Origin of the sequence: Bradyrhizobium viridifuturi, from assembly GCF_001238275.1 — a bacterium.
GTDB lineage: Bacteria > Pseudomonadota > Alphaproteobacteria > Rhizobiales > Xanthobacteraceae > Bradyrhizobium > Bradyrhizobium viridifuturi.
Map to the genome: position 1 here is coordinate 1 of NZ_LGTB01000085.1, position 10,986 is coordinate 10,986.

Annotated in this window: 8 protein-coding genes and 1 pseudogene; 8 read left to right on the forward strand and 1 reads right to left on the reverse strand. The window is 65.7% G+C overall.

Translation table 11 applies throughout. The features are described from left to right. Positions 1-135 precede the first annotated feature (135 nt). The gene (locus ALC15_RS40075) at positions 136-1,386 is read left to right on the forward strand and encodes an ABC transporter substrate-binding protein (protein ID WP_050632032.1); all 1,251 of its coding nucleotides are present in this window, start codon (positions 136-138) and stop codon (positions 1,384-1,386) included. Positions 1,387-1,577: 191 nt separating this feature from the next. Here ALC15_RS40075 and ALC15_RS40080 read toward each other — a convergent pair whose 3' ends face one another. Further along, positions 1,578-2,792 carry a mandelate racemase/muconate lactonizing enzyme family protein gene (locus ALC15_RS40080; protein WP_050632026.1) on the reverse strand — a complete coding sequence of 405 codons (1,215 nt, stop codon included), beginning with the start codon at positions 2,790-2,792 and terminating at the stop codon, positions 1,578-1,580. Positions 2,793-3,037: 245 nt separating this feature from the next. Between ALC15_RS40080 and ALC15_RS40085 the strand changes: the two genes are divergently transcribed. The 7 genes and pseudogenes from ALC15_RS40085 (at position 3,038) to ALC15_RS40110 (ending at position 10,943) form a co-directional block, all read left to right on the forward strand. Next, positions 3,038-5,461: a CaiB/BaiF CoA transferase family protein gene (locus ALC15_RS40085; protein ID WP_050632027.1), complete on the forward strand. Its 2,424-nt coding sequence runs from the start codon at positions 3,038-3,040 to the stop codon at positions 5,459-5,461. Continuing rightward, positions 5,461-6,344: pseudogene (locus ALC15_RS40090) on the forward strand (ABC transporter ATP-binding protein); the annotation flags it as partial. The gene ALC15_RS40085 and the pseudogene ALC15_RS40090, both read left to right, overlap by 1 nt. Before the next feature lie 48 nt (positions 6,345-6,392). Then, positions 6,393-6,536: a hypothetical protein gene (locus ALC15_RS48100; RefSeq protein ID WP_430649229.1), complete on the forward strand. Its 144-nt coding sequence runs from the start codon at positions 6,393-6,395 to the stop codon at positions 6,534-6,536. After that, positions 6,533-7,558, forward strand: coding sequence for an ABC transporter ATP-binding protein (locus ALC15_RS40095; RefSeq protein ID WP_050632028.1), 1,026 nt, complete (start codon positions 6,533-6,535; stop codon positions 7,556-7,558). The genes ALC15_RS48100 and ALC15_RS40095 overlap by 4 nt, the downstream gene beginning before the upstream one ends. Beyond that, positions 7,555-9,102, forward strand: a complete 1,548-nt coding sequence (locus ALC15_RS40100; protein ID WP_050632029.1) for an ABC transporter substrate-binding protein — start codon at positions 7,555-7,557, stop codon at positions 9,100-9,102. Before ALC15_RS40095 ends, ALC15_RS40100 begins: the two co-directional genes overlap by 4 nt. Before the next feature lie 3 nt (positions 9,103-9,105). Next, the gene (locus ALC15_RS40105) at positions 9,106-10,062 is read left to right on the forward strand and encodes an ABC transporter permease (RefSeq protein ID WP_050632030.1); all 957 of its coding nucleotides are present in this window, start codon (positions 9,106-9,108) and stop codon (positions 10,060-10,062) included. Then, positions 10,059-10,943 carry an ABC transporter permease gene (locus tag ALC15_RS40110; protein ID WP_050632031.1) on the forward strand — a complete coding sequence of 295 codons (885 nt, stop codon included), beginning with the start codon at positions 10,059-10,061 and terminating at the stop codon, positions 10,941-10,943. The genes ALC15_RS40105 and ALC15_RS40110 overlap by 4 nt, the downstream gene beginning before the upstream one ends. Positions 10,944-10,986 lie beyond the last annotated feature (43 nt).

Consider the following 10,986-nt stretch of genomic DNA (forward strand, 5'->3'; position numbering starts at 1 on the left):
CGACCTCCCCCGCAAGCGGGAGAGGTGAAGACAGGTCCACCTCCGCCATCAACATTTCATTTTTACGGCATTCGCTTGGGCGATAAGCTCCGCTCGCTGGGAGGGAGCGCCGGCCGGTCGCCGGCGTTTGTGGCGATGTTGATGCAAACAAAACGACAAGCAGTGCTTTCGACGGTCCTTGCCCTCGCAGCTGTTCTCGCGGCGGCGCCGTTGCGCGCGCAGCAGGCGCAGCCAGCGCCCGAGGCGGCCGCCGGCAGCGAGATCCGCATCGGCAATGTCATGCCCTACACCGGGCCGCTCGCCGCGTTCGCGACCATCGGGCGGGCGGAAGCAGCCTATTTCGACATGGTCAACGAGCATGGCGGCATCAACGGCCGCAAGGTCAAGTTCGTCTCGGTCGACGACAGCTCCAATCCGAAGACCGCGATGGAGCAGACCCGCGATCTCGTCGAGCAGCAGAACGTGCTGTTGATGTTCGGCTCGTTCGGCACGCCGAGCAACCTCGCCGTGCGAAAGTATCTCAACGAGAAGAAGATCCCGCAGCTGTTCGTCGCGTCCGGCGACGAGGAGTGGGCGCATCCCAAGAGCTTTCCCTGGACCATGGGCTGGCAGCCGACCTTCCGCGCCGAGGGACGGATCTATGCCAATTACATCCAGGCCGCCTATCCTTCGCGCAAGATCGCGGTGCTTTGGCAGAACGACCAGTTCGGCCGCGACCTGTTCAGGGGATTGCAGGAAGGGCTCGGCGACACCGCCGGCATGATCGTCGCGGATCTCGCCTTCGATGCGTCGGAGACCTCGATCCAAAACCAGGTCGGAATCCTGAAAAACTCCGGCGCCGACATCCTGGTGTTCGACGGCGCGCCCGCGATCGCGGCGCGCGCGATCCGGGTTGCCGCCGAGCTCGACTGGCATCCGGTGTTCATCCTCGACAATGCCTCGGCCTCGATCGCCAGCGCGTTGCGGCCAGCGGGCCTGCAGAACTCGCTCGGCGTGATCTCGACCTCGTTCCTGAAGGACGCAGGCGATGCCGCCTGGAAGAACGACCCGCAGATCAAGGCGTGGGACGCCTTCATGGACAAGTACTACCCCGACGGTGATAAGGACGACATCTACGCCGTGTTCGGCTATGCCGCCGCCGACACGCTGATGCAGGTGCTGCGGCAGTGCGGCGACGACCTGTCGCGCGACAATATCATGCGGCAGGCGGCCTCGCTGAAGGATTATCAGAGCCCGATCGCGCTGCCCGGGATCGTGATCAACACCGGGCCGAAGGATTTCCGACCCATCAAGCAGATGCGGCTGGTGCAGTTCGACGGCAACGCCTGGCAGCCGATCGGCGACGTGATCGAAAGCGCGTTCACGCCGGTGCGCGAGGATAATTGAGGGGGCGTGATCTAGATAAATACGTCGTCCCGGCGAAGGCCGGGACCCATTACCGCCGAAGCCTGTTGTTATAGCGGGCTGCAGGTCCAGCGCACCGGCTCACTCCCATTCGTGGTTATGGGTCCCGGCCCCCGTGCGCAATTGCGCACTAGGCCGGGACGACGATGGGGTGAGGGCCGGGGCAATAGTCCTTACTTCTTCAACCCGTAATTCAGCAGCCCGCCCTTGTTCTTCGGCGGATGCGCACGAAGGCCTTCCTCGTTCGGTTCGGTGCCCCAGCCCGGGCGATCCGGGATCACGAGATGGCCGTCGACGAATTCGGGCACATGGGTGAACAGCTCGTGGTCCCAGGCCAGCCGATCGATGTCAGTCTCCATGATGCGCAGGTTCGGCACCGCCGCGCAGAAATGCGCGTTCATCATGGTGCAGAGGTGGCCGTAGAAATTATGCGGTGCGACGTTGACCTCGAAATGCTCGGCGGCGGCGGCGATCTTCATCGACTGCCAGACCCCGTTCCACGGCGTGTCGATGATCGCGACATCCATCGCCTGCTCGGTGAAGTAGGGCAGGAATTCGCGCAGGCCCAGCAGCGTCTCGCAGGACGAGATCGGGTGCGGGCTCTGGCGACGGATATAGCCGAGCGCCTGCGGGTTGAAGGTGTCGATCTCGACCCAGAACATGTCCATCTTCTCGATGGCGCGCAGGATTTTCAGATAGCCTTCGGTCTTGGCGTTGAAGTTGAGGTCGAGCAGCAGATCGACATCCGGCCCCGCGCCGTCGCGGATCGCCTCGAGATGCATGCAGAGATTGCGCAGCACCGTGCGATCGATGTTGATCTCGGGTTGGAACGGCGAGCCGAAGCCGGGGCGCCAGCCCATCGGCTTGCCGTCGGTGTAGACGAAGATGTTGGTCTTCATCGCCGTGAATTTCTTCTCGCGCACCTCGGCGCCGATCGCCTTGACGCCGTCGAGATCGGTGATCGCGGGCTTGTACCAGTCGGGATGATTGATGCGCCAGGTCGCGCAATGTGACCAGTAGACCCGCACGCGGTCGCGGATCTTGCCGCCGAGCAGATCGTAGCAGGGCACGCCGAGCGCCTTGGCCTTGACGTCGAGCAGCGCGTTCTCGATCGCCCCTAACGCCAGCGCCACCACGCCGCCGGCGGCGGGGCGGGTCGCGGCGAACAGCTCGACATAGATCCGTTCGTGCTCGAACGCGTTCTTGCCGACCACCCGCGCCGACAGCCGCTCGATCGCCGCGGTCACGCCGGGCGCGCCAAAGCCCTCGTCATATTCGCTCCAGCCGACCAGCCCATCCGCGGTGGTCACCTTGACGAAATGATAATTCCGCCAGCCGGCATCGCAGGCGAGCGTTTCGACGCTTTTGATCGTGGTTGATTTGCTCATGGTTTCCTGCCCGGCGTTTGTTGGTGTTGAAGAGAGCACAATAGCGGATCGAGCAATGCGTCAACCGCACGGCGGCAGACCGTCAACGCACGCTTGCTGCAAAGTGCAGCGGCAATCCAGCGAATTCCGTCAAGCGGAAGAAAATTCCACTTGCATCACACAGTCGGCGCGGCTTCAAGTTCACCCCAACAAGAAACTGAATCAGTCGATGTCATCGGCTGGTCATTTTGTCGCGAGGAAGCGTGATGGGCGCGTTGTCGCATCTGCGGATTGTCGAGATCGGAAGCGCGGCGGCGACGAGCTATTGCGCGCGGCTATTCGCGGATTTCGGCGCCGATGTGCAGAAGGTCGAACCACCGGCGGGCGATCCGCTTCGCCGCTCCGCGCCGCTGACGCCGCAAGGGCACAGCGCGTGGTTCGCGTTTCTCAACTTCAACAAATCGAGCGTCGTCCTCGACCAGCGCGATGCATCGCGCCTGCATGAGCTGATCGCAGGCTGCGACATTTTGCTCGATGGGCGCGGCATCGCTGCGGCCGATTGTCCCGCGATCGATCTCGACGCGATCAGGCGCGACAATCCGGGCCTGATCCATCTCGACCTCGCCTGGTTCGGCGATCGCGGTCCCTATGCCGATTTCGCCGCGACCGACTCCACGATCCGCGCGCTGACCGGACTCGTGAAGCTGGTCGGACCCGAGCAGGGCCCGCCGATGCACGCGCCGGATTTCCAGACCGGGATCCTGGGTGGGCTGTGGGGCTTCATCGCCGCAGCGTCATCGGTGCTCGGCCGCATGCACGATGGGCGCGGGCGGGAAAGCCATCTCAGCCTGTTCGAGGCCTCTATCGCCGTCACCGAATACATCATGTTCGAGGCGTTCCAGCGCGGCGACATCATGCGGCGGATCGGCGTCAACCGGTTCTGGCCGACCTTTCCGGTCGGCATCTACGAAACCAAGCAAGGTTGGCTCGGCGTTACCACAGTGACCCCGGCACAGTGGCGCGCGTTCTGCGAGATGCTCGGGCTGAACGAATTGCGCGATGATCCGACGCTGGTCATGGGCGTCGACCGGCTGCAGCGCGTCGCCGAGATCGAAGGCAAGATCCTGCCCAGGCTGAAGCAGCGCACCGCGCAGGAATGGTTTGCTGAGGGTCTCAAGCGCAAGATCCCGATCGTGCCGGTGCCGGAGATATCGGACCTCATCGCCGATGACGAGAAGCGCGCCCGCGGCGCCATCGTGCCGATCACGGTCGGCGACGAGGCTGGTTTCAGCGCCGGCACGATGCAGCGGCTGACGGCAACGCCACCGCTGCGCGGCGGCCGCGTGCCCGGCATCGGCGAGCAGCAGGCCGCGCGCGAGGCCGCGCCGCGCGTGCCCACGCCGAAGCACGCTCCGACCGATCGTTTGCCGCTTGAAGGCATTCGTGTCGTCGATTTCTCGATGGGGTGGGCCGGACCGATCTGCACCCGCACGCTCGCCGATCTCGGCGCCGACGTGATCAAGATCGAGGCGACGCAGTATCCGGACTGGTGGCGCGGCGTCGATCGGCGCCCGGCCTATGTGCTGGAGCAGATGTACGAGAAGTCGGTGCGCTACTGCATCATGAATCGCAACAAACGCGGCATCACGCTCGACCTGACCCGGCCGAAAGGGCTGGCACTTGCAAAACGCCTGCTTGCCGATGCCGACCTCGTGGTCGACAATTACTCGGTCGAGGTGCTGCCCAAGCTCGGCCTCGGCTACGACGTGCTGAGCAAGCTCAACCCGAAGCTCGTGATGATGTCGATGTCGGCATTCGGCGCCGGCAGCGTGCATCGCGATTGCCGGGCCTATGGCTCGACCCTCGAGCAAGGTTCCGGCCTGCCCAGCGTGGTCGGCGAGGCCGGCGGGCCGCCGGTCATGAGCCATACCGCGTTCGGCGACGCCGTCGGCGGCCTCAATGGCGCTGTCGCGGTGCTGACCGCGCTGATCCACGCCAAGCTCACGGGGCAGGGCCAGTTCATCGATCTTGCCCAGATCGAATGCATGATGCCGTTCGCCGCGCCCTGGATCGTGGCGCATTCGATCGACGGCAAGGAGCCTTCGAAACACGGCAATCGCCATCCGGATTTCGTGCCGCATGGCTGCTTTCGCTGCGACGGCGAGGACAACTGGATCGTGGTCGCGGTGTCCGACGATGCGATGTGGCCGAGGCTTGCGCGGCTGCTCGGCCGCGAGGATTGGGCGACGGACGAGAGGCTCGGCACGGCCGCGGGCCGCCGCGCCAGCGAGGCCGAGATCGAGGCTGCGATCACTGTCTGGACGTCCGCGCGCAATGCCGATGTGGCGATGGCCGCGCTGCAATGCGCCGGTGTTGCGTCCGGCGTCGCGCGGCTGCCGATCGATCTGCTCGACGATCCGCAGCTGCACGCCCGCGGCTTCATCCAGCAGGTCGACCGCGCCTTCATCGGACGGCATCCGCAGCCGTCGATGCCGTTCCGCCAGGGCGACGCGCCGTTTGCGATCCGCTCGGTGCCGCCGACGCTCGGCGAGCACAATCGCGAGATTCTCGGCGGCATGCTCGGCCTGTCCGACGCCGAGCTCGAGGAGCTCACCCGCGACGGCATCATCGGCACCGAGATGCTGATGGAGGAGCAGCTGGTGAACGAGAAGAAGCGGGCGGCAGGCTGATGGGAGCAGGGCCACCGGCACAGCGCAAGGCGGAGGGCGCGCGCGACGACGCGCGGCCGCTGCTGTCCGTGCGTGGGCTCGGCGTTCGTTTCAAGACCGCGCAGGGCATCTGGCAGGCCACGCGGCGGATCGACTTCGACGTTGCGCCCGGCGAGCGCATCGGCATCGTCGGCGAGAGCGGCTGCGGCAAGACCATCACCGGGCTCTCGATCCTGCGCCTGTTGCCGGGCAATTTCGCCGGGCTTGACGGCAGGATCCTGTTCGACGGCACCGATCTGGCGTCCTGCAGCGCGCGGCAGATGCGCGCCATCCGCGGCAAGCGCATCGCGATGATCTTCCAGGAGCCGATGAGCGCGCTCGACCCGGTGTTCACGGTCGGCCACCAGATCGCGGAGACGCTGCGCGTCCATAGCGATGTGTCCTATGAGGAGGCGCGCGCGAAGACGCTGGAGATGCTCCGCCGCGTCGGCATCGCCTCGCCGGAACGGCGGATCGACGATTATCCGCACCAGCTCTCCGGCGGCATGCGCCAGCGCGTGATGATCGCCGCAAGCCTGATCTGCGGGCCGGAGCTGCTGATCGCGGACGAGCCGACCACCGCGCTCGACGTCACCGTGCAGGCGCAGATCCTCGAACTGCTGCGCGACATCAGCGAGACCTCGAAGACCGCGCTGATGCTGATCACCCACGATCTCGGCGTCGTCGCCGAGACCTGCACGCGGATGATCACGATGTATGCCGGCGAGGTGATCGAGGACGCCACCGTCGACGAGGCGCTGGTGCGGCCGCTGCATCCCTACACGTCGGGCTTGTTGCGCTCGCTGCCGCATTTGAGCCCGCGTCACGGCCGACTGCCGTCGATCCCGGGCCGGTGCCGTCGATTGCCGAGATGCCGGCCGGCTGCCGCTTCCGCGCCCGCTGCGCGCACGCAGTGAAGGGCTGCGAGGCCGAGCAGAAATTGCAGGACGCTGGCGGCGGCCGCAAGGTGCGTTGCTGGCGCTTCGCCGAGCTCAATCTGCCGGGCGCGCTGCATCCGCCCGACCTCGCTGCGGGCGCGAGGGTCGCGCGCCAATGACCGTAGCCACATCCGAGCCCCGCCGCGATGCCATTGTCTCGGTGCGTGACCTCCAGGTCCGCTTCCAGACCTCGGACCGCCGCGCCACCGTGAAGGCGGTCGACGGCGTCAATTTCGACGTCCGCCGCGGCGAGACCTTCGGCATCATCGGCGAGTCCGGATCGGGCAAGACCACGATCGGTCGTGCGCTCGTGTTCCTGCTGAAACCCAGCGCCGGCGCCATCCTGCACGACGGTATCGATCCGCTGGCGCTGTCGCGGGGGCAATTCCAGCACCATCGCCGCGACTACCAGATCATCTTCCAGGATCCGAACGCCGCGCTGAACCCGCGCATGACCATCCTTGCCTCGGTGCTGGAGCCGCTCGAGCTCGCCCGCATCGGCGACCGCGCCGCGCGCGAGCGGCAGGCGAGGGAAGCACTGGAGCGCGTCGGGCTGCCGCAGGAGTTCGGCGAGCGCTACCCGCATCAATTGTCCGGCGGCCAGAAGCAGCGCGTCGTGATCGCCCGCGCGCTGACCTTGAAGCCGAAACTGATCGTCTGCGATGAGGTGGTGGCCGCGCTCGACATGTCGATCCGCGGCGACGTGCTCAATCTGTTCGCCGATCTGCAGCGCGATCTCGGCCTGACCTACGTCTTCATCACTCACGATCTCGCCGTGGTGTCGCACATCAGCGAGCGCGTCGCGGTGATGTATCTCGGCCAGTTCGTCGAGCTTGGTCCGACCGAGGAGGTCGCCGAGCGGCCGCTGCATCCCTACACGATCGCGCTGCTCTCGGCCGAGCCGAGGCCGTTGCCGTCATCGATGCGGCAGGAGAGCCGCATCGTGCTGCAAGGCGAGGTGCCGAGCCCGATCGATCCGCCGTCAGGCTGCCGTTTCCGCACCCGCTGCCCGCATGCGCAGCCGCTCTGCGCCGAACGCGTGCCGGAGTGGCGCGAGCTGGAGCCCGATCACTGGGTGGCCTGCCATTTCGCCGATCGCCCGAATTTTTCGTCTCATGAGAGTGCTGGAGAGATGCCATGACAATGACGACGCGACGCGAGGCCATCGCGCTGATCTCGGGTGCATTGGCCAGCACCACCATCAGTGGCCGCGCGTTCGCGCAAGCAGCGCCGAAGAAGGGCGGCACCTTGCGCATCTCGGCGCCGGCCAATCCGTCGAGCCTCGATCCGGCCACCGGCGGCGCCGGCTCCGACCATGCCTTCCTGTTCACGATGTACGACACGCTGGTCGAATGGGAATTCGAGACGCTGAAGCCGAAGCCGGGGCTCGCCGAGAGCTGGAAGTTCACCGATCCCAATACGCTGGTGCTCAACATCCGCTCCGGCGTCACTTTCCATGACGGCACGCCGCTCGATGCGGAAGCCGTCAAATTCAACCTCGATCGCAACCGGAGCGATGCGAAGTCGAACATCAAGGCCGATCTGCTCTCGGTCGACGCGGTCGAGGTCACTGGGGCGCAACAGGTCACGCTGAAGCTGAAGACGCCGGACACCGCGTTGCCGGGCATCCTGTCCGATCGCGCCGGCATGATGGTGTCGCCGACGGCGCTGAAGGCGGTGGATGGCGGCGTCGTGACCCGCAAGCCTGTCGGCGCCGGCGCCTATGCATTCGTGAGCTGGGCCGACGGCGAGAAGATCGTGGTCAAGCGCAACGAGAAATACTGGAAGCCGAACCGGCCCTATCCCGACGGCATCGAATTCTCGATCATTCCGGAACTCACCACCGGCGCGCGTTCGGTTTCCGCGGGGCAGAACGATTTGATCTATCAGCTGCCGCCGCGGCAGAAGGCGATCATCGAGCGCGCGTCGAGCGTCAAGGTGGTGCACGGCCCGACGCTCTACGTGTTCCAGATCTTCCTGAACTGGTCCAGGCCGCCGTTCGACAACGTCAAGGTCCGGCAGGCGCTGAACTTCGCGATCGATCGCGAGGCCTTCGTCAAGGGCGCGCTCGCCGGGCTCGCCGAGCCGGCCTACATGAACCTGCCGAAGTCGCACTGGGCCTATGATGCCGAGGTCGCAAAACTCTATCCTTACGATCCCGACAAGGCGCGCAAGCTGCTCGCCGAGGCCGGCTTCAAGGAAGGCACTCCGATCGAGATCGGCGGCTACACCGATCAGGATTCGGTGCAGCGCGAGGAGATCCTGATCGAGCAGTTGCGCAAGGCCGGTATCAACGTGAAGTTCTCCAACGGCACGGTCGCGGAAGCCTCTGCTGCATTCTTCGGTGCGGAGAAGAAGGGGGCCGGGTTGCTCTCGGCCTGGACCGGACGGCCCGACCCGAGCCTGACCTATTCGCTGATGTTCACCAAGGACGCCTATTACAATGGCGGCCGCGCGGGCGTCCCGCCGGAGCTCGAGGCCGCGATCAAGGAGTCGCGCGCGTCAGAAGATATCGAGGTCAGGCGCAAGGCGTTCTCCACCGTGCAGCGGCTGGTGATGGAGAATGCCTTCGTGGTACCGCTGGCGTTCCAGTTCGAGCTGGTTGCCATGAACAAGAAGGTGCAGGGCTATCGCCCGAACCTGCTCGGCAAGCCGAAATACGATGACGTCTGGCTGGAAGGTTAAACGATGGCGCGACGGTCACCGGTCAAGGTCATCGGCAGCCGCCTGGTGCAGGCGCTGCCCATGATCCTGCTCGCGACCTTCATGGTGTTCGCGCTGCTCAAGCTGGTGCCCGGCGACATCGCCGTGACCTTGGCGGGCGACAATGCCACCGACGCGCGGATCACCGAGATCAGGCAGCTCTACGGCCTCGACCGGCCGTCCCTGGTGCAATATGGCGCCTGGCTCGGCCATGTCGTGCAGGGCGATCTCTCGCAATCTCTGTTGACCGGCGAGAAGGTCGCAGATTCCATCGGGCGCGCCTTCCCGAACACGCTGCTGATCGTGGTGATCGCGCTGGTGCTGGCGCTGGTCACCGGCATCCCGATGGGCGTGATGGCCGCCATCAAGCCGAACGGCTGGATCGACAAGCTGATCAGCATGATCGCTTCGCTCGGCGTCGCGGTGCCGGGCTTCTGGCTGGCGATGATCCTGGTGGCGGAGTTCTCGCTGAAGCTGAACTGGCTGCCGGCGACCGGCGCGAAATCCTTCAGCGCCTCGCCGATCGATGCTGTCAGGCACGCGCTGCTGCCGGGGATCGCGATCGCGGCCTACGGCATGGCCGAGGTGGCGCGCCAGCTGCGCGGAGCGCTGCTCGAGGTGCTGTCGTCGCAATATGTCCGCACCCTTCACGCCAAAGGCTTGTCGATGTCCCGCATCCTCTGGCAGCACGGCCTGAAGAATGTCGGCGTCAATCTGCTCACGATCATCAGCCTGCTGGTCAACCGCATGCTCGCGGCGACCGTGGTGATCGAGGCGGTGTTCGCGATCCCCGGCCTCGGCAGCCTGATCGTGCGCGGCGCGATCCAGCGCGATTTTCCGATCGTGCAAGGCGTCGTCTTCACCATGGTGGTGGTGGTGATCGCGGTCAATCTTATCACCGATCTGCTGTGTGCCGCGGTCGACCCGAGGATCGAGCAATGACCGACACGGCGCTCGCCCCACTGAAGGCGGCGGCCAGGCCGACCCGGCTGCGGCGTTTGTTGCGCTGGCTCGTCGGCGATCTCCGTGCCGCGCTGTCGATCCTGGTGCTATCGGTGCTCGTCATCGTCGCGATCGGCGCGCCCTGGATCGCGCCCTATGCGCCGACCGCGCAGGACGTCAACAACATGCTGGCGCCGCCGGGATCTGCGCATCTGCTCGGCACCGACGATCTCGGCCGCGATGTCTTCTCGCGCCTGATCTACGGCGCGCCCGCCACCGTCTATGCCAGCCTGCTCGCGGTCGGCGTTGCGGTCCTGATCGGGCTGCCGGTCGGCCTGGTCGCCGGCTATTTCGGCGGCTGGATCGACGACATCATCAGCCGCATCATCGATACGTTCCTGTCATTTCCGGCCATCGTGCTGGCGATCGCGGTCACCGGTGCGCTCGGCATTGGGCTCACCAACGGCATGATCGCGATCGGCATCACCATGTTTCCGGCGCTGGCCCGCATCGTTCGCGCCCGCACGCTGATCGTGCGGCAGGAGCTCTATGTCGACGCGTCCAGGGGTTTCGGTGCGCCGACCTGGCACATCCTGTGGCGGCATGTGCTGCCGAACTCGCTGCAGCCGGTCATCGTACAGGTGACGCTGCTGCTCGCCGCTGCGCTGCTGGCCGAAGCCAGCCTGTCGTTCCTCGGCCTCGGCATCCAGCCGCCGGATCCGAGCTGGGGTGCCATGCTGGCGCGCGCCTATCAATACATGGAGATCGCCCCGGAGCAGATGTATGCGCCGGGCCTTGCCATTCTCGTCGTCTCCCTGGCGTTCAACGCGCTGGGAGAATCCTTGCGTGTCGTGCTCGATCCGACCATGAAGGATCGCTAGAGCATGCTCGCCCCTGCCGCGCGTACTTTTTCTTCCTCACCCC

What these genes read in the sequence shown, in the direction of transcription:
- ALC15_RS40075 (WP_050632032.1), top strand. Translation starts at nt 136, where the DNA reads ATGTTGATGCAAACAAAACGACAAGCAGTGCTTTCGACGGTCCTTGCC.
- ALC15_RS40080 (WP_050632026.1), bottom strand. Translation starts at nt 2,792, where the DNA reads ATGAGCAAATCAACCACGATCAAAAGCGTCGAAACGCTCGCCTGCGAT.
- ALC15_RS40085 (WP_050632027.1), top strand. Translation starts at nt 3,038, where the DNA reads ATGGGCGCGTTGTCGCATCTGCGGATTGTCGAGATCGGAAGCGCGGCG.
- ALC15_RS40095 (WP_050632028.1), top strand. Translation starts at nt 6,533, where the DNA reads ATGACCGTAGCCACATCCGAGCCCCGCCGCGATGCCATTGTCTCGGTG.
- ALC15_RS40100 (WP_050632029.1), top strand. Translation starts at nt 7,555, where the DNA reads ATGACAATGACGACGCGACGCGAGGCCATCGCGCTGATCTCGGGTGCA.
- ALC15_RS40105 (WP_050632030.1), top strand. Translation starts at nt 9,106, where the DNA reads ATGGCGCGACGGTCACCGGTCAAGGTCATCGGCAGCCGCCTGGTGCAG.
- ALC15_RS40110 (WP_050632031.1), top strand. Translation starts at nt 10,059, where the DNA reads ATGACCGACACGGCGCTCGCCCCACTGAAGGCGGCGGCCAGGCCGACC.